At 65.4% G+C, this 21,070-nt stretch carries 18 protein-coding genes and 1 tRNA gene; 9 read left to right on the top strand and 10 right to left on the bottom strand.

Annotated features, from left to right (window positions below; all coding sequences use genetic code 11):
- Positions 1-68: 68 nt before the first annotated feature.
- Positions 69-725, top strand: a complete 657-nt coding sequence (locus CXX84_RS00840; protein WP_102974843.1) for an MBL fold metallo-hydrolase — start codon at positions 69-71, stop codon at positions 723-725.
- Here the strand turns inward: CXX84_RS00840 and CXX84_RS00835 are convergent.
- A complete protein-coding gene (locus CXX84_RS00835; RefSeq protein ID WP_102974842.1) occupies positions 722-1,825 on the bottom strand; it encodes a PLP-dependent cysteine synthase family protein in 1,104 nt (367 codons plus the stop codon). The genes CXX84_RS00840 and CXX84_RS00835 overlap by 4 nt on opposite strands.
- 76 nt (positions 1,826-1,901) lie before the next feature.
- Between CXX84_RS00835 and CXX84_RS00830 the strand changes: the two genes are divergently transcribed.
- From CXX84_RS00830 to CXX84_RS00820, 3 genes are read left to right on the top strand one after another with little or no spacing between them, the layout of a single operon-like run.
- On the top strand, positions 1,902-2,798 hold the full coding sequence (locus tag CXX84_RS00830; RefSeq protein ID WP_102974841.1) for a sulfurtransferase: 897 nt from the start codon (positions 1,902-1,904) through the stop codon (positions 2,796-2,798).
- Positions 2,795-3,943 carry an NAD(P)-dependent alcohol dehydrogenase gene (locus tag CXX84_RS00825; RefSeq protein ID WP_102974840.1) on the top strand — a complete coding sequence of 383 codons (1,149 nt, stop codon included), beginning with the start codon at positions 2,795-2,797 and terminating at the stop codon, positions 3,941-3,943. The genes CXX84_RS00830 and CXX84_RS00825 overlap by 4 nt, the downstream gene beginning before the upstream one ends.
- Positions 3,940-4,365 (top strand): HIT family protein, encoded by a 426-nt coding sequence (locus tag CXX84_RS00820; protein WP_102974839.1) that lies wholly within the window; start codon positions 3,940-3,942, stop codon positions 4,363-4,365. Before CXX84_RS00825 ends, CXX84_RS00820 begins: the two co-directional genes overlap by 4 nt.
- A gap of 17 nt (positions 4,366-4,382) precedes the next feature.
- Here the strand turns inward: CXX84_RS00820 and hrpA are convergent, their stop codons facing one another.
- The gene (hrpA, locus tag CXX84_RS00815) at positions 4,383-8,381 is read right to left on the bottom strand and encodes an ATP-dependent RNA helicase HrpA (RefSeq protein WP_102974838.1); all 3,999 of its coding nucleotides are present in this window, start codon (positions 8,379-8,381) and stop codon (positions 4,383-4,385) included.
- Between the two features lie 80 nt (positions 8,382-8,461).
- Positions 8,462-8,629, bottom strand: a complete 168-nt coding sequence (locus CXX84_RS19035) for a hypothetical protein (RefSeq protein ID WP_189337446.1) — start codon at positions 8,627-8,629, stop codon at positions 8,462-8,464.
- An 81-nt stretch (positions 8,630-8,710) separates the two neighbouring features.
- On the opposite strand from CXX84_RS19035, the gene CXX84_RS00810 reads away from it, so the two are divergent.
- Complete coding sequence (locus tag CXX84_RS00810; RefSeq protein ID WP_102974837.1) at positions 8,711-9,679, top strand: GlxA family transcriptional regulator; 969 nt, start codon at positions 8,711-8,713, stop codon at positions 9,677-9,679.
- A gap of 55 nt (positions 9,680-9,734) precedes the next feature.
- On the opposite strand, the gene CXX84_RS00805 is transcribed toward CXX84_RS00810, so the two are convergent.
- The 7 genes from CXX84_RS00805 to CXX84_RS00775 all read right to left on the bottom strand — a co-directional run bounded on the left by CXX84_RS00805 (position 9,735) and on the right by CXX84_RS00775 (position 15,322).
- The gene (locus CXX84_RS00805) at positions 9,735-10,064 is read right to left on the bottom strand and encodes a protealysin inhibitor emfourin (protein WP_102974836.1); all 330 of its coding nucleotides are present in this window, start codon (positions 10,062-10,064) and stop codon (positions 9,735-9,737) included.
- A 59-nt stretch (positions 10,065-10,123) separates the two neighbouring features.
- Complete coding sequence (locus tag CXX84_RS00800) at positions 10,124-11,176, bottom strand: M4 family metallopeptidase (protein ID WP_102974835.1); 1,053 nt, start codon at positions 11,174-11,176, stop codon at positions 10,124-10,126.
- 142 nt (positions 11,177-11,318) lie between these two features.
- Positions 11,319-12,065, bottom strand: coding sequence for a hypothetical protein (locus CXX84_RS00795; RefSeq protein WP_102974834.1), 747 nt, complete (start codon positions 12,063-12,065; stop codon positions 11,319-11,321).
- A 186-nt stretch (positions 12,066-12,251) separates the two neighbouring features.
- Positions 12,252-12,327 (bottom strand) — tRNA-Arg (locus tag CXX84_RS00790).
- A gap of 116 nt (positions 12,328-12,443) precedes the next feature.
- On the bottom strand, positions 12,444-13,988 hold the full coding sequence (locus CXX84_RS00785) for a ferredoxin--NADP reductase (protein WP_102974833.1): 1,545 nt from the start codon (positions 13,986-13,988) through the stop codon (positions 12,444-12,446).
- Complete coding sequence (locus CXX84_RS00780; RefSeq protein WP_102974832.1) at positions 13,985-14,857, bottom strand: FAD:protein FMN transferase; 873 nt, start codon at positions 14,855-14,857, stop codon at positions 13,985-13,987. The genes CXX84_RS00785 and CXX84_RS00780 overlap by 4 nt, the downstream gene beginning before the upstream one ends.
- A gap of 3 nt (positions 14,858-14,860) precedes the next feature.
- Positions 14,861-15,322: an FMN-binding protein gene (locus CXX84_RS00775; protein WP_102974831.1), complete on the bottom strand. Its 462-nt coding sequence runs from the start codon at positions 15,320-15,322 to the stop codon at positions 14,861-14,863.
- A 169-nt stretch (positions 15,323-15,491) separates the two neighbouring features.
- Between CXX84_RS00775 and argS the strand changes: the two genes are divergently transcribed.
- The 4 genes from argS to thrC are packed head-to-tail and all read left to right on the top strand — an operon-like array spanning position 15,492 to position 21,070.
- Positions 15,492-17,156 carry an arginine--tRNA ligase gene (argS, locus tag CXX84_RS00770; RefSeq protein WP_102974830.1) on the top strand — a complete coding sequence of 555 codons (1,665 nt, stop codon included), beginning with the start codon at positions 15,492-15,494 and terminating at the stop codon, positions 17,154-17,156.
- 5 nt (positions 17,157-17,161) lie between these two features.
- The gene (gene lysA, locus CXX84_RS00765; RefSeq protein ID WP_102975326.1) at positions 17,162-18,646 is read left to right on the top strand and encodes a diaminopimelate decarboxylase; all 1,485 of its coding nucleotides are present in this window, start codon (positions 17,162-17,164) and stop codon (positions 18,644-18,646) included.
- The gene (locus tag CXX84_RS00760) at positions 18,647-19,963 is read left to right on the top strand and encodes a homoserine dehydrogenase (RefSeq protein ID WP_102974829.1); all 1,317 of its coding nucleotides are present in this window, start codon (positions 18,647-18,649) and stop codon (positions 19,961-19,963) included.
- The gene (gene thrC, locus CXX84_RS00755) at positions 19,964-21,070 is read left to right on the top strand and encodes a threonine synthase (RefSeq protein ID WP_102974828.1); all 1,107 of its coding nucleotides are present in this window, start codon (positions 19,964-19,966) and stop codon (positions 21,068-21,070) included. It begins immediately after the preceding gene.

The raw sequence follows: 21,070 nt of genomic DNA, 5'->3' as shown, positions 1-21,070 counted from the left end.
GGCAAAGATCAAGATTACCAGCCGAAGCTTCGTGGACATGGTCCGGAGGAGGACCCTAGGCTGACGCTATGAAGCTGACCAAATTCACCCATTCCTGTGTCCGGCTTGAAAAAGACGGCCGGGTCCTGGTCCTCGACCCCGGCAATTTCTCAGAGTCAGCCGAGGCCCTGGCCGGCGCGGAAGCGGTTCTGGTAACCCACGAGCACGCCGACCACATTGACGTTCCCGTGGTGGTGGAGGCCTTGCGGTCCACTACGGGCCTGGCAGTGTTCGCCCCGGCCCGCGTTGCCGGCCAACTGCAGGACAAGGCCACCGGGGAGGCCGCACGCATCCACGCCGTGAACCCGGGCTCAACGTTCCAGGCTGCCGGCTTCAGCATTCGCAGCTTTGGCGGCCAGCACGCTTTGATCCACCCGCAAATCCCCGTCGTGGCCAACATCGGCTACCTGATAGACGACAACGTGTATCACCCCGGGGATTCCTTCGTGATTCCCGATGGCATCAGCGTGCAGACCCTGCTGGTTCCCCTCCACGCGCCGTGGAGCAAATCAGCCGAAGTGCTGGACTTCGTGATCGGTGTCAGGGCGCCGCGGGCTTTCCAGATCCATGACGGGCTGCTTAATGAGAACGGCTTGAAGATCGTGGAAGGCCACGTCCAGAGGCTCGGCGCCAAATACGGCACCGAATACACGCACCTGGCCGCCCGTGAATCGGTGGAGGTCTAAACGCTGCCTCCGGTCCACGTACCCGTATCCATAAAGCGCCGAATGACCTCCTCATAAGGCGCCGGGTCCAGCCCCTGCCCAGCCAGCCAGTCCTGGTTGTAGTAGTTGCCCGCGTATCGCTCGCCGCCGTCGCACATCAAAGAAACAATGCTGCCCGTGCGGCCTTCGGCAACCATTTCCGCAACGAGCTGCCACACACCCCAGAGGTTGGTGCCGGTGGAGGGGCCGGCATGGAGCCCTGCCAGGCTGTGGAGGTGGCGCATGGCGGCCACGGAGGCAGCGTCCGGGACCTGGACCATGCGGTCGATCACGGAAGGCACGAAGCTTGGTTCCATCCGCGGCCTGCCGATGCCCTCGATCCGGGACGGAAGGCTGGCCGGTGCGCCGGAACCACCCAGCCAGCCCGGGTAGAACGCAGAATTTTCCGGATCCACCACCAGCAATTGCGTGGGATGGCTGTGGTAGCGGAGGTACCTGCCGATCGTCGCACTGGTTCCTCCGGTGCCCGCGCCAACCACGATCCACTCCGGAACCGGATGTTCCTCGAGCCCAAGCTGGCCGAAGATCGATTCGGCAATATTGTTGTTTCCGCGCCAGTCCGTGGCCCGCTCCGCGTAAGTGAACTGGTCCATGTAGTGGCCGTTGCAGTTGTCCGCAACCGCCTGCGCCGCCGCGTACACCTCTGACGCGTGCTCCACCAGCAGGCAGGACCCGCCGAACTGCTCGATGAGGGCGATCTTTTCCGGGCTGGTGGTGCGTGCCATCACCGCAACGAAGGGCAGGCCCAGGAGCTGCGCAAAGTACGCCTCGGACACCGCCGTGCTGCCGCTGGAAGCCTCCACGATGGTGGTGTCTTGCCTGATCCAGCCGTTAACCAGCCCAAAGAGGAACAGTGAGCGGGCCAGGCGGTGCTTCAGGCTGCCGGAGCGGTGCGTCGACTCGTCCTTGAGGTAGAGGTGGACGCCCCAGTGTTCCGGCAGGGGGACCGAGTAGAGGTGGGTGTCGGCGGAGCGGTTGTTTTCTGCCCTGATCCTGCGGATTGCCTGGTCTGCCCAGTCCCGGTCCGCGTTGTACCGGCTGGCGCTGTGCTCGATCTTCACCGCACAAGCCTACCCGCGGCCTGAGGGGCTGCCGTTAGAGTGGAGCCGTTGGCCCTACCGCAGCTGAAGGAGTGCAATGAACCCCCTGATGGATGTTGCCGGGCTGCAGGCCCGCCTTGCGGACAACCGGCGCACGGTCCTGCTGGATGTCCGCTGGGCCCTGGGAGATCCCCACGGCTACCGCCACTATCTGCAGGAGCACCTGCCGGGCGCCGTCTTTGTGGACCTCGGCACGGAGCTTGCTGCCCCTGCGGCTCCGGGCCGCGGGAGGCACCCGCTGCCGCCGGAGGGGGAGTTCCAGGAGAGCGCCAGGCGCTGGGGCATTAACGACGGCGACTTTGTGGTTGCCTACGATGACAGCGGCAGTATGGCGGCGGCCAGGGTGTGGTGGATGCTGAGGCACGCCGGCCTGGCCGAGGTGTACCTGCTCGACGGCGGCCTGGCCGCCTGGCGTGCCGCAGGACTTCCGGTCGAAGCGGGGTCAGTTGTCCCGGAAGCCGGCAACGTCCGCCTGACGGACGGAAGGATGCCGGTGCTCGACGCCGGCGCGGCCGCCGGCTGGCCGGACAGCGGCCTGCTGCTGGACGCTCGGGCAGGGGAGAGGTACCGCGGCGAGGTGGAGCCCGTTGATCCGCGGGCGGGTCATATCCCAGGCGCCATCAGTGCGCCGACATCGGAAAACGTGGATGCCAACGGGCGCTTCCTGCCTCAAGAGGCGCTGCGCCGCCGGTTTGAGTCGTTGGGCATCCGGGACGGCGTGCAGGTGGCCGTATATTGCGGCTCCGGCGTCACTGCGGCGCATGAGGTCGCAGCCCTGGAACTCGCCGGGTTTCCGGCTGCGCTCTACCCGGGATCATTTTCGGAGTGGTCCGGCAACCCGGACCTGCCGGTAGCCACCGGGCCTGAACCGGGAGGTATCGGCGGACCGTCGACTGGAAACACGGAGTCAGGCAAGGGTAGCGTCGCACTATGACTCCAGGACGCCCCGTACCGCCACCCCTTGCACAGCCTGCCACCCCTTCCACCACAGAGTCCGGCGGGGGCGTCCTGGCTGCCGCTTACGGAGCGACGTCCCCGGACAGCGGCCTGGTGCCGCTGACCCTTGCCCGGCGCGCGCCGAAGGCCGAAGATGTCGAAATCGCCATTGAGTTTTGCGGGTTGTGCCATTCGGATGTGCACGTCACCCGCGGTGAGTGGGGCGGCAGCACCTGGCCCCTGGTGCCCGGGCACGAAATCGTGGGCACCGTCAGCCGGACTGGTTCCGCAGTCTCGGAGTTTGCCGTGGGCGACCGGGTGGGAGTGGGTTGCATGGTGGATTCCTGCAGGGAATGCGAAAGCTGCATGGACGGCCTGGAACAGTACTGTGAAAACGGCATGACGGGTACGTACGGCGCTGTTGACCGGCGGAACGGTGGCGCTGTTACCCAGGGCGGCTATTCCTCTTCTGTGGTAGTAGACCGGCGCTATGTTGTGCGCGTCCCGGAGGGACTTGACCCGGCCGCCGCAGCCCCCCTGCTGTGCGCCGGCGTCACCACCTTTTCGCCGCTGCGGCACTTCGACGTCGAAGAAGGCGACGTTGTGGGCGTGGTGGGGCTCGGCGGACTGGGCCACATGGCCGTCAAGCTTGCCAAGGCCATGGGCGCGAAGGTGGTGGTGTTCACGACGTCGGAAGCCAAGGTGGCCGCGGCCCTGGAGCTGGGGGCCGATGAAGTCGTCCTCTCCCGGGACGAGGATGCCATGGCGGCGGCGAATCGCAGTATCGACCTCATCATCGATACCGTCGCCGCTCCGCACGATCTGAATCCGTACTTCCAGACCCTGCGGGTTGACGGGGCACTTTTCCAGCTTGGCCTCCCATCCGGGCCGATGCCGCCCGTGAACCCGGGGGCCCTGATCCGCCGCCGGATTGCCTACGCCGGATCCCTTATCGGCGGCATTGCCGAAACCCAGGAAATGCTCGACTTCTGCGCCTCGCACGGTGTGGTGGCAGACATCGAGCTGGTCGGCGCGGACCAGCTCAACGTGGCCTACGACCGGATGGTGGCAGGCGACGTGAAATACCGGTTTGTGCTGGACACCAGCACCCTGCAGGCACCCGCCAAGGAGGCAAACGCATGAGCACGCTCTTCACCAGGATCCTGAACGGCGAGATCCCCGGCCGCTTCGTCTGGCGCGAACCGGAGGTGGCGGCCTTCCTCACTACCGGTCCGCTGGCTGACGGGCACACCCTGGTGGTCCCGACTGAAGAAGTGGACCGCTGGACCGACGCGTCCCCGGAGATCCTGGCAAAGGTCATGGAAGTGGCCCGCCGGATCGGCGCGGTCCAGGTGGAGGTATTTCATGCGGCGCGGGCTGGCCTCATTGTGGCCGGCTATGAGATCAACCATCTTCACGTGCACGTCTGGCCCTCGCAGAGCATGGCCGAGTTCAATTTCGCCAACGCGGACCAGAACCCGGACCCCGACGTCCTCGACGCCAACGCCGAAAAGCTTCGCCAGGGCCTGCGGGCAGCCGGCTACGGGGAGTTCGTTCCCTCCTGAGCTGCAGCGCGTGGGGACTACACCGGAGCCAGTGCTTTGTTGAGAACAGTGCGGATCCGCTTCTCGGAAACCGAATAGGCTGTGCCGAGTTCGACGGCGAAGAGGCTCACCCGGAGCTCTTCGAGCATCCAGCGCACCTGGGTTAACTCGGGACCCGCCTTGCGTCCAGGCAGCAGGGCGGACACTGCGTCGTCGTAGTCGTCCTCGAGCCGCTGCACGACGGCCATGTTGAGCGCGTCGCGCTGGACATTGCCCGGGAGGCGTTCCAGCCGCTTCTCAATAGCGGAAAGGTACCGGGGGAGCTGGCTCAGCTGCGCGTAGCCCGTCTGTGCTACAAAGCCGGGATACACCAGGCGCTCCAGTTGGCTCCTGATGTCGTTCAGGGCACTGATGAGCGCCAGGCTGGTAGTCCCCTTCAGCTGTTTTTCGATCCGCCGGGTGCTCGCCAAAATGCGCTCCACCACAGCAGTCACACTGAACACCGTGTCAATCAGTTCGGCCCGGACCACCTCGTACAGCCGGTCGAAGGACGCCCGGTCCCACGGCAGTTCCTGGGGCGTGAGTTTGTCGATGGCCGCCAGTGCGCAGTCGGCGATCAGGGCTGAGACGGACCCGTGCGGGTTCTGGGTGAAGGTCAGTTTTTCGGTGTTGCTCAGATGCTCCAGCACGTAGCGGTCCGGTGCCGGAACACGCAGGGCCAGCAGGCGGATCACGCCGCCGCGCATCGCCTCTGCCTGTTCTGCCGCCGTCTGGAAGACCCGGAGCGACACCGACTTCCCCTGGTCCACGAGTGCGGGGTGGCCGGTGACGGTATGGCCCTTGACCATGTTGCTGACCTGCCGCTGAAGTGTCCCGAAGCTCCACTCCGTCAGGCCGTCCTGCTCCCGGAAGCCGGTGGAAGCTGAGCCTCCCGGCACTGTGGCCTGCTGCGGGGAGGGGGATCCGCCGTCGGACGCCGTGCCAAACGCCTGCGGGGCTTTCCTGCCGTTCCCGGCACCCTTGCCATTGCCATTGCCGGCGCCGGGGGCGGTGGACCCCGGCGTCGCCCCCAGCGATTCCGCAATGGCCCGCCGTGTAGCCGGAGCAAGCTTTTCCTGCAGCGCGGCAAGGTCCTTGCCTTCGTCGAGGATCTTGCCCTTGCTGTCCACCACCCGGAAGCTGACCCGAAGGTGTGCGGGAACCGCGTCCCAGTTCCAGGAGCCGGAAGGGACGATGTGCCCCCGGATGCGGCGCAAGGCAAGTTCGAGCGATGGTTCCAGCTCGTCTGCAGCCGGATCAAAGTCAGCTTCCAGGACCGCCACCGCCTGCCGTGCCACGTCCGGGGCAGGAACGAAGTTCTTGCGGATCTGCTTCGGCAGGGACTTGATCAGGGCCGTCACGAGTTCCACGCGCTGCCCCGGGATCAGCCAACGGAAGGCCCTGTCCTCCAGCTGGTTCAGGAACAGGACCGGAACTTCGGCCGTGACGCCGTCGGACGGGTTGGGCGGCGAACCCGGAGCCACCGGATGGAACTCATAACTCAGCGGGAGTTCAAAGCCCTTATGCAGCCAGGTCCTGGGATAGGCCGATTCGTCCAAGTCGTCCGCGTCGTCGCTGAGGAGGAGCGACTTGTCGTAGTCCAGGAGGTCCGGGTTCTTCTGCCGGGCCTCCTTCCACCACTTGTCGAAGTGCCGCTCGGACACCACGTCCGGCCCGATCCGCGCATCGTAGAACTCGAACAGCGTCTCGTCGTCCACCAGGAGGTCCCGGCGGCGCATCCTGGCCTCCAGCTCCTCCACCTCGTTCAGGAGGGCGCGGTTGCGGTGGAAGAACTTGTGGTGGGTTTTCCAGTCGCCCTCCACCAGGGCATGCCTGATGAAGAGCTCACGGGCGACGACGGGGTCCACCCTGCCGTAGTTGATCCTGCGCTGGGCGATGATGGGCACGCCGTACAGGGTGACCTTTTCGTAGGCCATGACGGCGCCCTGGCGGGTGGACCAGTGGGGCTCGCTGTAGCTTCGCTTCACCAGGTCCGGCGCAACCTGCTCTGCCCAGACAGGATCAAACCTGGCGGCAACCCGGGCCCAGAGCCGGCTGGTCTCCACCAGCTCAGCGGCCATGACGAACGTGGGCGACTTCTTGAAGAGGGCCGAGCCGGGGAAGATGGCGAAACGGGAGCCCCGGGCGCCGGCATACTCGCGCTTGCGCTCATCAAGGATGCCGATGTGGCTCAGGAGTCCGGACAGAAGGCTGATGTGGATGCCCTCATGGTTGCCCACGGGATCGGAAAGGCGCTTGTTGTCCAGGCTGATGCCCAGGGGCCGGGCCAGCTGGCGCAGCTGGGCAAACAGATCCTGCCATTCCCGCACCCGCAGGTAGTTGATGAATTCGGCACGGCACATCCGGCGGAAGGCCGACGACGAGAGCTCCTGCTGCTTTTCCTGAAGGTAGTTCCAGAGGTTCAGGAAACCGGTGAAGTCAGAGTTCTCGTCCTTGAACCGGTTGTGCTTTTCCGCCGCGAGCTGCTGCTTGTCCGTAGGCCGCTCGCGGGGGTCCTGGATGGTGAGCGCCGCAGCCAGGATCATGACCTCGCGGACGCAGCCGCGCTTTCCGGCCTCCACGATCATCCGGCCCAGCCGGGGATCCACCGGCAGCTGGGCAAGCTTTTGCCCGACGGCGGTCAGCCCGCCGCCGCTCCGCGCGTCACCCGTGCCGTTGCCCTGCTTGGCCGGTGCCAAGGCGCCGAGTTCGCGGAGCAGCGTGACGCCGTCGTTGATTGCCCTCGTCTCAGGGGGCTCGACGAAGGGGAAGTTTTCGACGTCCTTGGGACCGCGGGCCACGCCCATGGCGGTCATCTGCAGGATGACGGCGGCGAGGTTGGTGCGCAGGATTTCCGGGTCGGTGTAGAGCGGCCGGGATTCGAAGTCTTCCTCCGAGTACAGGCGGATGGCAATACCGTCGGAGACGCGGCCGCACCGCCCCGAACGCTGGTTGGCGGACGCCTGGGAAACCCGCTCGATGGGCAGGCGCTGGACCTTGGTGCGGTGCGAGTACCTGGAAATGCGGGCGGTGCCCGTGTCGATGACGTACTTGATGCCCGGCACGGTGAGCGACGTTTCCGCCACGTTCGTGGCGAGGACGATCCTGCGCTTGTTGCCGGGGTGGAAGACCTTGTGTTGTTCCTGCAGGCTCAGCCGGGCAAAGAGCGGAAGCACTTCCGTCCCGGCCAGCCGGCGGTTTGACTGGATGCGGGCCTGCAGCGCGTCGGCCGCATCCCGGATCTCGCGTTCGCCGGAAAAGAACACCAGGATGTCGCCGGGGGCTTCTGCTGCCAGTTCGTCGACGGCGTCACAGACGGCGTCGAGGGGGTCGCGGTCTTCCTCGAGTTCGTCGTCGGAAGCATCGTCCTCGTCCGTTGCACCAGAGGGCTGGGACAGCGGGCGGTAGCGGATTTCCACGGGATAGGTCCGCCCGGAGACCTCGACGATCGGCGCGGGTTTTTCCGGTGACCCGAAATGGTTTGCAAACCGTTGGGGGTCGATGGTGGCGGAGGTGATGATCACCTTCAGGTCCGGCCGCTGCGGGAGGATCCGCTTTAGATAGCCCAGGATGAAGTCGATATTAAGGCTGCGCTCGTGGGCTTCGTCGATGATGATTGCGTTGTACTTGCGCAGCAGTTTGTCCCGCTGGATTTCCGCCAGCAGGATGCCGTCGGTCATCAGCTTGACCTTGGTGGCGCGGCTGACCTCGCCCGTGAAGCGGACCTGGAAACCCACTTCCTGGCCGATATCCACGCCCAGTTCTTCGGCGATGCGTTCAGCAACAGTGCGCGCTGCGAGCCTCCGCGGCTGGGTGTGGCCGATGAGTCCACCCTCGCCGAGCCCAAGTTCGAGGCACATCTTGGGGATCTGGGTGGTCTTACCGGAGCCGGTCTCGCCGGCGATGATGGTGACCTGGTTTGCCGCGATCGCGGCCATCAGGTCTTCGCGCCGTTCGGAGACCGGCAGCTCAGCGGGATAGGAGATGTGAAGTGTCATGTCTGCTGACAGTCTACTGCGGGAGCCCGGGCATCCCGCTGTCGACTGCGTGCAGCTGCTCCTGGTGCTGGTGTTGCCGGCTAGAAGACCCGGAGCGTGTAGTTGATGCTCGGAAGGTCCAGCGCGGACCAGGCTTCGTGGGATTCGACGGGAGGAGTATGCCCCCGGCCGTCGCGCAGAAGCGCTGAAACGGTGGCGGCGGCAACAAGGAGGAACACGATGATGAGGACGGTTAGAAGGATTTCCATGCCTCCACTCTTCTCCTGGCGGGAAGGAAGAAGAAGTGGCAGAAATGCCCAAAAAGCTATAATTCCTGCCACAATAAAAGCATGCTCAAATCAGTGGCAGTCATCGTGGTTCCCAACTTCTCGCTGTTCGAGTTCGGTACTGCCAGCGAGGTATTCGGCATCGACAGGTCAGGCAGGGGGAGTGGTGTTCCGGCCTTTGACTTCCGCGTCTGTACGCCGTCCCCGGGAAACGTCCCGCTGAAGTCGGGGCTGTCCATGAATGTGAGTCTCGGACTTGAGGCAACGGAGGACGCAGACCTGGTCATTATGGCTCCCTACGGCAGGGACGACGACTTGCCCGAATCCGTCCTGGACGCACTGCGCGCTGCCGATGCCAGGGGAGCCTGGGTGATGTCCATATGTTCAGGCGCTTTTGCCTTGGCCCGCGCCGGCTTGCTCGATGCCCGCCGCTGCACCACCCACTGGCATTATTCGGGTCAGCTGGCTGCCAAGTATCCCCGCGTGCACGTGGACGAAAACGTCCTGTACGTGCAGGACGGCAACATCATTTCTTCGGCCGGCACCGCCGCAGGGATTGATGCGTGCCTCCACCTTGTGCGCGTGGAGCTGGGGGCACACGTGGCTGCCGCCATCGCCAGGGATATGGTTGTTCCTCCGCACCGCGACGGCGGGCAGGCCCAGTTCATCGACCGGCCCATGCCTACCTGCGGTTCAGCCCCCATGGAAGAACTGCTGCGCTGGATGGTGGCGAACCTGGACCGTGAGCACACCGTCAACGAGCTGGCAGCCCGCGTGCACATGTCCGCCAGGACCTTTGCACGGAAATTCAGGTCCGAGACCGGCGCCACCCCCGCCGCGTGGCTGAACTCCCAGCGGGTACTCCGGGCCCAGGACCTCCTGGAATCCACTGACTTGAATATCGAAGAGATTGCGAGGGAGTCGGGATTCGGGCACCCTGTGCTGCTGCGCCACCACTTTGCCAAAGTCCTGGACACCAGTCCCCAGTCCTACCGTCGCGCGTTCCGGGGCCAGCTGGCTGAGGTGGTGTAGTTCCTGCCCGGCTGAAGGGGCCTGGCCTCCGGCAACGGCCGGCTTCGGCTGCGACTCAGCCCGGTGACCCGTCATGGCGCTGCTGGGTGCGGGATTCCTCGGCTGCTGCCCGCGCGCTGTCCACCAGCACCCGCCAGGGCCCCGTAACGGCCTGCTCCGGAAGCGCGGCCTGGTGCTGCCCTGCCCGTATTGAGTAGATGAAACGGTCGGGCTGGCTCCCCGCAAATGCCTCGACCGCAGCCCTGGGCGTCCTCGGTACCGAATCCCACGGGCATGCTTCCACAATGGGCTCCCACCGGTTGATGGCGCTTTCCGATTGGGCCTCCACCGTCCACACCTTCGGTATCGCTGCGAATCCGCCAGTACGCTCAACGCTGATCTTCATGGCCTGGTCCTTGGGCTTCCCTCCAGCCCGGCGGCCCAAGGTGCGGGGCCAGGCGTCCGTTAAAGCTTGACCTTCACAGTTTCCCACGCCTGCTGGACGGCGTCATGCTCTGCTGACCCGGAACCGAAGAGTTCTACGGCAGAGGCAACCGTGGCGCGGGCAAAGACCTTGAAGGTCGCCGCAGGGGGCAGCGACCCGCCGGTGAGCGTTTCGTACCAGATGCGCCCGGGGGAGTCCCAGGCGTTTCCGCCCAGGGACTCTGCGACCAGATAGAAAGCGCGGTTGGGGATACCTGAGTTGATGTGCACACCGCCGTTGTCGGCGCTGGTTCTGACGTAGGTGTCCATCGAGTCCGGCTGGGGATCCTTACCCAGCACATCGTCGTCGTACGCAGTGCCGGGAGCCTTCATGGAGCGCAGCGCGACCCCCTCCACCTCGGCGGTAAAGAGCCCCTCGCCAATGAGCCAGCTGGCTTCGGCAGCGGACTGGTTCCTGACATACTGCTCCACCAGGGCACCAAAGACATCGGACATCGACTCGTTGAGGGCACCGGCCTGGTTGCGGTAAACAAGCGCAGCCGAGTACTGGGTAACGCCGTGTGCAAGCTCATGCCCAATGACGCTCAGGGACCTGGTGAAGCGCTCAAAGACCTCACCGTCCCCGTCCCCGAAAACCATCTGCTTCCCGTCCCAGAATGCGTTGTCGTAGAGCTTGCCGAAGTGCACGGTGGCGTTCAGGGGCAGCCCCCGGCCGTCGATGGAGTTCCGTCCGAACACGTCGGCGTAGAGGCGGTGCGTGTGGCCAAGCCCGTCATACGCCTCGTCGGCGGCAGCGTCGCCGGTAGCGGCTTCGCCTTCCTTCCGCACCAGCTTGCCGGGAAGGGTCTCAGCGCCGTTGGCGTCGAAGATGCTCCGGTTCGCCGGACCCGGTTTGGCCTGGCGGAGGCCGGCGGGGACATCGGGCGCCGGATGGGACCGTGCTGAATGAAACGACTCGACGTGGCCTAAAGCTTCCTTGGCTGCCTTGGCCGCCGATGAAAACTCCGGCGCCCCCTGTTTGGCCAGCCGCCGCAGCAGGTAGGGCGGAACGATGGAACAGAACGGAACGTGCATGGTGTACCCCCTCGACGTGGTGGAAACAGACTACGAGGAGGCGCCGACATTCCCCGGCAGGCTCACTCCAGCAGGTGCGGACCGGGAGTTTTTCACCCTGGCGGCCAGCCCGTGAGCCGTCCGCCGGCAGCGTGGGTGATCCTCACTCAACACCTCCGGCCAGGACATCCACGTGGACGTGGTCGAGGTGGCGGAGGACCTCGTTGCCGGGCTCGGGTGCATCGTAATCCTGCCACCGCCCGCGGGAGCTGTGAGTGCTCCAGAAGCGGTCGTCGAAAATGACGTACTGGATGTCAAGGTCGTCCGCGTGGGCGACGAGCCAGTGGGCCAGAAGCCACCCCTCACGCCGGTTCTCCTCAGTCACCGGGCGGAAGAAGACGTCGATCGCCCGGCCGTCGTAGTGCGTCGACTCCGCTCCGTGTCCCTGGCTGATGCCGCCCGGCGCGAATCCGCCCAGGCTTTGGTCGCCGAACACTGCTGCCATGGCATCCCGCAGCTGAGCAGCACGTGGTGTCAGGCCAGAGGGATTCAGCTGCTGCTCCTGCAGATCACTGGCGGACCGGCCACGGCAGCCCAGGCTGGGGCCGGCGTCTTCGGGTGGCCCGGCTGCCAGCCGCTGCAACACTCCGTCGTCGATTCCGGAGGTGTCAGGGGCTTCCACCCCGCGGGCAAGCAGCGCGACAGCGGTCGTGGCCAGTTGGGCTTCCTCACGGGTGAGCCCCACGTTTCCGCCGGCTGTTTCAACGACACACTCAGCGGGCCGCAGCAACGGACCGTTCCGGCCGGGCAGGCCTGGTGCGAGGAGCACCAGTGCGGACGCGAGCACCCCAAGCAGGAGAAGGCCCAGGACCAGGCGGAACGGGCTGCGGTGGCCGGTTTTGCCAACCATGACAGAGCCCTTTCGTTGCGATGCCAGCGCTTCAGTTGTAGCAGGAGGAAGGCACTGCTTGGGGTTCAACGGACAGCCCGGGTTGATTGTCCCCGCAGGGGAGATCCGTGCCGGTCCCCTCGGGCAGCAGTTGTCACGGAGAAACTGAAAAGCCGCCAGGAATGAATGGTTCCTGACGGCTTTCGCTGGTGCCCTCGATAGGATTCGAACCTACGACCTTCTGCTCCGGAGGCAGACGCTCTATCCCCTGAGCTACGAGGGCAATCCGGGGATTCCTGCCGTTGCCGGCGGGACGTCCTAGAGCTTAGCAGGAAGGTGGCCCGCAAGGGAAAATCGCCACTCCAGGACTCTCCTGGACGGCGGCCCGCCGCGGCAAAATCAGTAGCCGGAGAACGAGTCCACGCGAACCCGCCTGGCCCCCGCCTCCTTTGCCGCGCGACGCAGCGAACCAACACTTGCAGGTGAGCCCGAGATGAAAACCTCGCGGTCTGCGATGTCGGGAATGGCCGCAGTGAGAGCTTCGCCGTCCACCCTGGCAGCATCGGCCGGAAAAGCACTTATATGCGACGGCGGTGGGGAACCATCGGCAATCCGGGCCACCACACGAACGCCGGCATCCTTCAGTTCTTCCGCATACGCAATCTCGTCGGCACTTCGGGCCAGCAGCAGGAGCACCGCGTCGCGGTCCCGTAAGCCGCCGGAGGAGACATGTGACAGGAAAGGCGTGATGCCGATTCCTGCAGCAATCAGCAGGACCGGCCTGCGGGGGTCGCGGGGGAGGACGAAGTCCCCTCCAACGGCAGTGGCTGTCAGTTCGTCGCCGGGCTTCAGCGATAGAAGGACCTTCTTGGCCGCGGACACGGGCCCGGCAGTCCGAACCCCGAACTTAACCAAGCGGTCAGCCGGGGCGCCCGTCAAACTGAACACCCGGCGTCGTCCTTTTCCGTCCGACTTTGCATGCGGAAGGTCCAGCTCCATATATTGCCCCGGGACAAAGCGGACGGGCCGGGAGGGCTTGAAAGAAAATTCGGTGGTGCTGGGCGTCAGCGGCCTGGCGCCGGCGAAACTCAGTTTCACTCCGCCCCGCTGGCCCGCCATGAAGGCGGCCAGGTTGCCCAGCAGCAGCGCGGCTTCAGGAGAATTGGCCAGGAAGCCGAAATTGTAGGGGACCGCAAACACCACGCCCACCACCGCAGCCAGCGCCAGTTGCTGCCAACGCCGTGGCGGCAACGTCAGCGGCTCGGTGAGCATGAACCCCACAAAGAACAGCAACGGCCGCTGGGCGAAGGACTGCCACAACGCCATCCCACCGGACATGCCGGACTGCAGGAGCTCCGCCGTGATGATGGCGGAGGCGACGATGAGGAAGACCGAGGCCATCAGGAACTTGCGCGTGCGGTACAGGACCAGGAGGACACCGGGGACCAGCAGCCACAGCATGGCGGGAGTAGCGGCCCACCAGGTGGCGATGTTCAGTCCGGTCAGCCCAACCAGGAACGCGCCGGCCGCGGCCGGGTTGAAGACGTGGCGGCCGCGCCACGCGAGGGCGTACTTGGATGCCGACGCAAGGACGCAGGCCGCGGCCACGCCCGCAACATCCATCGGCGCGAAAGAGGGCCAGAACAGGAAATACAGCAGGAGCCCGGTGATGATCGAGGACTCGGAGTGCGGCCGGACCCGGAACAGTTGCGCCAGCCCCCTGTTGGAGGCGTAGGTGAGCCCCAGGCACAGCACCAGGTGCGCCAGCATCTCGGGAATGCCGAAAGTCAGCCAGCCAAGGGCATCAAGCACGATGCTGTACGCGGCCAGGGCTGCGAGGACCAGGAGGACCAGCCGGTACATGGTGAACCGGCCCAGGACCGTATCCAGCCGGGCGGCCAGGGAGAAGTCGGCCGGCGCTTTCGGTGTTCCAACAGGGCTCATCCGAACAGTGTCCCTTCAAATTCCGCGGAGTACGCTGCACTCCCGTCCGAGAAAACGGTCAGCCAGGAGAAATCGAAGGCCTCCTCCAGCCCGGCGCCGGAGGCAAAGAAGAGCGCCGTGGACAGTCCATCTGCCAGCATGGTGGTTTCAGCCAGCACCCACGTTGCCACCGCTGTCCTGACGGGCTGGCCGGTTTTTCCATCCAGGACGTGGTGCAAGCCGTCTCCCCACGCCCGCCGGTTCGCGGCAGACGCGCAGAGTGCGCGGCCCGCCAGTTGCACAACTCCTATGGCCTGGGCGGCGTTGTAAGGATGTTCAAGTGCCACCGGAACAGGCTCCCGGCCCTGCACCAGCAGGTCCCCGCTGGCATCGATGATGAACGCGTCTGCGCCCGCGGCCTTGAGTTCAGCCGCCAACAGGTCCACCAGCAGGCCTTTCCCGGCGGCCCCGATGTCCAGCACAACAGGCGCCGAAGTGGTGAGAGTACTGCCGGTCCAATCCAGGACGTCGTCCCAGGCCGGCGCCGGCACCGGTGGACCTGAGGGGCGCAGGGAGTAGCCGGCGTCATACCCCAGACGCTCAAGGCTCGTGCCGATGAGCGGTGTCATGGCACCGCCCGTTGCCTGATACAGCGTCCGGTAGAGCTGCCCGAGCGGAGCGCCCTCCGGTGGAAAGTCGTGCCGGCCGGCTTCCCGGGCCATGGAATGGACGCGGGAGTCCTTCCTGAACCTGGACCAGTCGGCGTCGAACCTTTCAACCCTGCCTAGGAGGCGCGACTGCAGGGAGGACCCAAGCGGCTGCGGCGTGGAGATGTCCCAGTGCGTGCCGATCCCCTCGAACGAAAACTCCTCCCAGCGCCCGCCCGGCACCGCCTACTGCGCCTCCGACTTGATCTGCTCCAGGGCCTGGTTGAAGCCGCCGCTGGTGAGGGATGAACCGGCAACTTTCGACACGTTGAGCTCATCGATGTTCTTGCCCACAACCTGTGCAGCGATCCCGCCGGCGAACTCTCCCTGGAACTTGCGGGTGTTTGGATTGGAAGGATGCTGCGTGATCTGGACGTCCGTGACAGTTCCTGATTGAAGACTCAGCTGCACGCCCACCGTCTCCGTGCCGTTTGGCGAGACGTAGTTTCCGTCCGCGCTGTAGGTCCCGTCCTTGTATTCCGTACCGCTGCCGGCCAACGCCGATGTCCCTGCCGGGGAGCTGGTTTCCGCTGCGCTGCCGGCGGGTGCGGGAGAGGTTTCGGCGGAGGGGGCGCAGCCGGCCACGGTTCCCGCCAGGGAAAGCCCGGCGATCCCGGCGTAAACACTCTTGCGGACTGACGGTCTCATAAAGGCTCTCATTTCGGTCAAGTGTTTTGATGGTGCTTACGGTGGTGTCAACGCTGAATCCAGCGTATTGGTTCAACCCGTAGTTCGCTGCGCAGCGTCCTGCGGATTCCCGGCACCGCAAAATCCGCCCAATTCCTTTGCTGTCACTGGCCCCCGGTAGGCTAGAGGGGTGACTCCCGAAGAACTCTCCCTCGCCATATCCGCCTGCCTGAAGGATGCCGTCGCTGCCGGCGACATCGCCCTTTCCGCATCAGCTGTGCCTGATGAGGTGCGCGTGGAGCGACCCAAGAACCGGGACCACGGCGACTGGGCCACCAACATCGCCCTTCAGCTTGCCAAGCAGGCTGGAACCAATCCGCGGGAATTCGCCACCATCCTCAGTGCGCGGCTGAAGTCCATCGACGGCGTATCGGCCGTGGACATCGCCGGGCCGGGGTTCCTGAACATCACCGTCGACGCCGCGGCCGCCGGTGCCCTCGCCAAAGTGATTGTCGAGGCGGGCGCGCAGTACGGCACCAACTCTGCGCTCGCCGGCCACACGGTGAACATGGAGTTCGTGTCCGCCAACCCCACCGGCCCCCTGCACATCGGCCACACCCGCTGGGCGGCATTGGGGGATTCGATCGCCCGGGTGTTGCGTGCTTCCGGCGCCGACGTCACCGCGGAGTACTACATCAACGACGCCGGCACCCAAATGAACGTCTTCGCACACTCCGTCTATAACCGGCTGCATGGGCTTCCCGTGCCCGACGGCGGCTATCCCGGACAGTACATTGCCGACCTTGGCCACGAGGTGCTCACCGAGCACCCGGACATCCGCGAGCTGACTGAAGTTGCTGCCCTGCCGGTCATCCGCGCTGCTGCCTACAAGGCGCAGATGAAGGACATCAAGGCCACACTCGCGGACTTCGGGGTGGAGTTCGACGTCTTCTTTTCCGAACAGGAGCTGCACGACGCCGGTGCCATCGAAAGTGCCGTGGCGCGCCTGCGCGAACAGGGCCACGTGTTCGACGACGGCGGCGCGGTCTGGCTGCGGACCACGGACTTTGGCGACGACAAGGACCGGGTGATGATCCGCGCCAACGGCGAACCCACCTACTTCGCCGCGGACGCCGCGTACTACCTGTCCAAGAAGGACCGGGGCTTCACCGAGAAGATTTACCTGCTGGGCGCGGACCACCACGGCTACATCAACCGGCTGAAAGCCATTGCCGCCTGCGCCGGTGATGATCCCGAGCGGCACATCGAGGTCCTGATCGGCCAGCTGGTGTCCGTCAATGGCGCCAAGCTGTCCAAACGCGCCGGGAACATCATCGAGCTCAAGGACCTGATTGACTGGCTCGGGAAGGACGCCGTCCGCTACTCGCTGGCCCGGTTCCCTGCCGACTCGCCGTTGACCCTCGACCCGGAGCTGCTGAAGAAGCACAGCAACGAAAACCCGGTGTTCTACGTCCAGTACGCCCACGCCCGTTCCCGCGGTGCCGCGCGGAACGCTGTGGCAGCCGGCGTGGAGCGCAGCGTGGACGGCAACCACAGTTTTGATGCCTCGCTGCTGGACCACGCCACGGAAAACGAACTGCTGTCCTACCTGGGCAGCTACCCGTCGATCGTGGCCAAGGCCGCGGAACTGCGCGAGCCGCACCGGGTGGCCCGGCACCTTGAAGTGATCGCCGGCGCCTACCACCGCTGGTACGACGCCTGCCGTATCGCTCCCATGGGCGACGAAGCGGTGACAGATGTCAACCGCACCCGCTTGTGGCTCAACGACGCCACCAGCCAGGTGCTGGCCAACGGCCTTGATTTGCTTGGCGTTTCCGCGCCGGAACGGATGTGATCCCCATGCCCACTCAGCGCGCAGATGCCCCGTCCCAGGGGTCCCCGCTGGCACCCGAATGGCTTTCGGTCCCCACAGACCTGAATGCCCTTGAGCCAAAGATGTGGGCCCGGGATGCGGCCCGTAACGACGCCGGCGAGCTCACCCTGGACGGCATTTCCGTCAGCGATCTTCAGCGGCAGTACGGAACCCCGCTGTTCGTGATGAGCGAGAACGATTTCCGGTCCAGGGCACGCGCCTTCAGTGACGCGTTCAACAACGCCTTTGCAGACATTTGCGGGGGAGTGGACGTCTACTACGCGGGCAAGTCGTTCCTCTGCACCGCCGTGGTGCGCTGGGTTGAGGAGGAAGGTCTGCGCCTGGACACCGCGTCCGGCGGGGAGCTCGCCGTGGCGGCCAAGGCAGGCATCCCCGGTGCTGACGTCGCCCTGCACGGCAACAACAAGTCCGACGGTGAGATCCACCGCGCGCTGGACATGAACCTGGGCCGGATTGTGGTTGACAGCCTCGGCGAACTGGTCCGGGTGGGCGACATTGCCGAACGCCGCGGAGAGCAGGCCAAGGTTATGCTGCGGCTCACTCCGGGCGTTCACGCCCACACCCATGAGTTCATCGCCACGGCCCACGAGGACCAGAAATTCGGCCTTTCCATGGCTGCAGACACCACGGAACAGGCCGGCCTGTCAGCCGCCGAGGAAGCCGTGGCGGCCGCTGCCGCGCATCCCGGCATCGAACTGCTGGGACTGCACTGCCATATCGGCTCCCAGATCTTCGAACCGGACGGTTTTGCGCTGGCCGCCGAGAAGCTCCTCCGCTTCCTCGCCGCCATGCAGGAAAAGTACTCCATCATCCTGCCGGAGCTGGACCTCGGCGGCGGTTACGGCATTGCCTACATACCGGTGGACACCCCCCGCCCTGCAGCCGAAATCGCGGAGGCGATGGCTGCCGTTGTGCGTTCCACCTGCGCTGAGCTGGGCATCGATTCGCCCCGCATCTCCATCGAACCCGGACGCGCCATCGTGGGCAGCACCACCTTCACGTTGTACGAGGCGGGAACAACCAAGACCGTCCGCGTCGACGCACCGGACGCCTCGAACGCCAGTGACGGCGGCAACAACGTTACGTATCCGCGCCGCTATGTTTCAGTGGACGGCGGCATGAGCGACAACGCCCGGCCGGTGCTGTACGACGCGGATTACTCGGCAATCCTGGCGTCCCGCACGTCTGACGCGGCGCCGCAACTGTCCCGCGTGGTGGGCAAACATTGCGAGAGCGGCGACATAGTTGTTAGAGATGTATATCTGCCCGAGGACGTGGCAGCCGGTGATCTGCTTGCTGTACCGGGTACCGGCGCCTACTGCTGGGCCCTGTCAAGCAACTACAACTATCTGGCCCGGCCGGGCGTTGTCGCGGTGCGCGACGGATCTGCCCGGCTGATTGTCCGCGGGGAAACCGAAGAAGATCTGCTGAACCGCGACATGGGAGTCTGAATGACTGAATTGCGAACCCTGAAAGTTGCCCTGCTGGGCTGTGGCAACGTTGGGGCCCAGGTTGCGCGCATTCTCATTGAGGACGCCGACACCCTTGCCGCCCGCGCAGGTGCGAAGCTGCAGCTGAGCGGCATTGCCGTGCGCAACGTCAACGCCAAACGCGACGTGGACCTGCCGCAGGAACTCTTCACCACCGACGCCGAAACCCTGGTTAAGGACGCCGACCTGGTCATCGAGCTGATGGGCGGCATCGAGCCGGCCCGCACGCTGATCCTCTCGGCACTCCGCAACGGGGCCTGTGTTGTCACGGGCAACAAGGCGCTCCTGGCGCAGGACGGTCCCACCCTTCACGAAGAGGCCGACAAGGCCGGAGTCCAGCTCTCCTATGAGGCCGCGGTTGCCGGAGCCATCCCCATCCTCCGTCCCATCCGCGACAGCCTCGCCGGTGACCGGATCACCCGGGTCCTCGGCATCGTCAACGGCACCACGAACTTCATCCTTGACCAGATGGACACCACCGGCGCGCAGTTTGCCGACGCCCTGGCCGAGGCCCAGCGCCTCGGCTACGCGGAGGCGGACCCTACCGCCGACGTCGAAGGCCACGACGCCGCCGCGAAGGCCGCCATCCTTGCCTCGCTGTCCTTCCACACCCGGTTCGCCCTGGAGAACGTCCACTGCGAAGGGATCAGCTCCGTTACCGCCGCGGACATTGCTGCGGCCAAGGACGCGGGCTTTGTCATCAAGCTGCTGGCGATCGCGGAGAAGCTTGAAGATTCCGACGGCGGCAAGGGTGTTTCCGTGCGCGTGCACCCCACGTTGCTTCCGCGCGAGCATCCGCTGGCCGCCGTCCACGGCGCCTTCAACGCGGTGTTTATCGAAGCCGAGAACGCCGGCGAGCTCATGTTCTACGGCCAGGGAGCAGGAGGCGCACCTACCGCATCCGCGGTCCTGGGCGATCTGGTTTCGGCCGCGCGCAGCCTGGTCCTGGGCGGCGCCGGCCGCATGGAGACCACCACCGGCCACGTTCCGGCGCTGCCGATCGACGCGGCTGTTACCAGCTATTACATCGGACTGGACGTCGCTGACCAGCCCGGCGTGCTGGCCAGGATCGCCCAGCTCTTCGCGGAGCACGGCGTCTCCATCGAAATCATGCGGCAGACCATCCACCGGGATGCGGAGTCCAACGTGGAATCCGCTGAACTGCGGATTGTCACCCACCGTGCACCAGAGGCTGCCCTTGCGGCCACCGTCGAGGCCGTGAAGGGCCTGGACGTTATCAATTCAGTTACATCCGTTCTGCGGGTAGAAGGAGTCTAAGTGGCTCACCAATGGCGCGGCGTTATCCGCGAATACGCTGACCGTCTGCCCGTGACGGAATCCACCAGGGTGATCACCCTGGGCGAGGGCGGCACTCCGCTGGTGCACGCCCAGAAGCTCTCGGAGCTCACCGGCTCCCAGGTGTACCTGAAGGTGGAGGGCATGAACCCCACTGGTTCGTTCAAGGACCGCGGCATGACCATGGCCATGACGGCTGCTGTCGCTTCCGGAGCACAGGCAGTTGTCTGCGCCTCGACGGGTAATACGTCCGCTTCTGCCGCTGCCTACGCCACGGCCGCCGGCCTGAAGTGTGCCGTCCTGGTGCCGGAAGGCAAAATTTCCATGGGCAAGCTCAGCCAGGCCATCGCCCACGGCGCCACGCTCCTGCAGGTGGACGGCAACTTTGACAACTGCCTGGACATTGCCCGGAAGCTGGGGGAGTCCTACCCGGTATTCCTGGTCAACTCGGTCAACCCCGCCCGCATCCAGGGACAGAAGACCGGTGCCTTCGAAATTGTCGACGCACTGGGCGACGCTCCGGACATCCATGTCCTCCCCGTGGGCAATGCCGGAAATATCACCGCCTACTGGAAGGGCTACAAGGAGTATTCCGCTCCGTTCGAGTCCGAAACTGCCGGCACCCTTCCCGCCGTTTCCACCAGGACTCCTGCCATGTGGGGCTTCCAGGCAGCCGGCGCCGCCCCGTTCGTGGCCGGCCACCCCATCACGGAGCCGGATACCATCGCCACGGCTATCCGGATCGGCAACCCGGCGTCCTGGGACGGTGCCATCGGTGCCCGTGATGAGTCCGGGGGACTGATCGACGCGGTCACGGATGAGGAAATCCTGAACGCGCACCGCTGGCTGTCTTCCCGCGAAGGCGTGTTCGTTGAGCCGGGATCTGCTGCGGGCGTGGCCGGTCTCCTGAAGAAGCATGCCGCGGGCGAAGTCCCCTCGGGCAAGACGATCGTCATCACCGTCACGGGTCACGGGCTCAAGGATCCGCAGTGGGCGCTGCGCACCGAGGACGGCAGCGACGTGCAGCCGGTCAAGGTCTCCAATGACGTGGTGACAGTTGCTGCCGAACTGGGACTGGAAGAAAAATAG

The sequence above is a fragment of the Arthrobacter sp. AFG7.2 genome, from assembly GCF_002892835.1.
GTDB lineage: Bacteria > Actinomycetota > Actinomycetes > Actinomycetales > Micrococcaceae > Arthrobacter.
The sequence above is the reverse complement of the archived record's forward strand: the minus strand, read 5'-3'. Positions and strand labels throughout refer to the sequence as shown.

Coding starts and splice junctions, on each gene's coding strand:
- CXX84_RS00840 (WP_102974843.1), top strand. CDS start 69: ATGAAGCTGACCAAATTCACCCATTCCTGTGTCCGGCTTGAAAAAGAC.
- CXX84_RS00830 (WP_102974841.1), top strand. CDS start 1,902: ATGAACCCCCTGATGGATGTTGCCGGGCTGCAGGCCCGCCTTGCGGAC.
- CXX84_RS00825 (WP_102974840.1), top strand. CDS start 2,795: ATGACTCCAGGACGCCCCGTACCGCCACCCCTTGCACAGCCTGCCACC.
- CXX84_RS00820 (WP_102974839.1), top strand. CDS start 3,940: ATGAGCACGCTCTTCACCAGGATCCTGAACGGCGAGATCCCCGGCCGC.
- hrpA (WP_102974838.1), bottom strand. CDS start 8,381: ATGACACTTCACATCTCCTATCCCGCTGAGCTGCCGGTCTCCGAACGG.
- CXX84_RS19035 (WP_189337446.1), bottom strand. CDS start 8,629: ATGGAAATCCTTCTAACCGTCCTCATCATCGTGTTCCTCCTTGTTGCC.
- CXX84_RS00810 (WP_102974837.1), top strand. CDS start 8,711: ATGCTCAAATCAGTGGCAGTCATCGTGGTTCCCAACTTCTCGCTGTTC.
- CXX84_RS00805 (WP_102974836.1), bottom strand. CDS start 10,064: ATGAAGATCAGCGTTGAGCGTACTGGCGGATTCGCAGCGATACCGAAG.
- CXX84_RS00800 (WP_102974835.1), bottom strand. CDS start 11,176: ATGCACGTTCCGTTCTGTTCCATCGTTCCGCCCTACCTGCTGCGGCGG.
- CXX84_RS00795 (WP_102974834.1), bottom strand. CDS start 12,065: ATGGTTGGCAAAACCGGCCACCGCAGCCCGTTCCGCCTGGTCCTGGGC.
- CXX84_RS00785 (WP_102974833.1), bottom strand. CDS start 13,988: ATGAGCCCTGTTGGAACACCGAAAGCGCCGGCCGACTTCTCCCTGGCC.
- CXX84_RS00775 (WP_102974831.1), bottom strand. CDS start 15,322: ATGAGACCGTCAGTCCGCAAGAGTGTTTACGCCGGGATCGCCGGGCTT.
- lysA (WP_102975326.1), top strand. CDS start 17,162: ATGCCCACTCAGCGCGCAGATGCCCCGTCCCAGGGGTCCCCGCTGGCA.
- CXX84_RS00760 (WP_102974829.1), top strand. CDS start 18,647: ATGACTGAATTGCGAACCCTGAAAGTTGCCCTGCTGGGCTGTGGCAAC.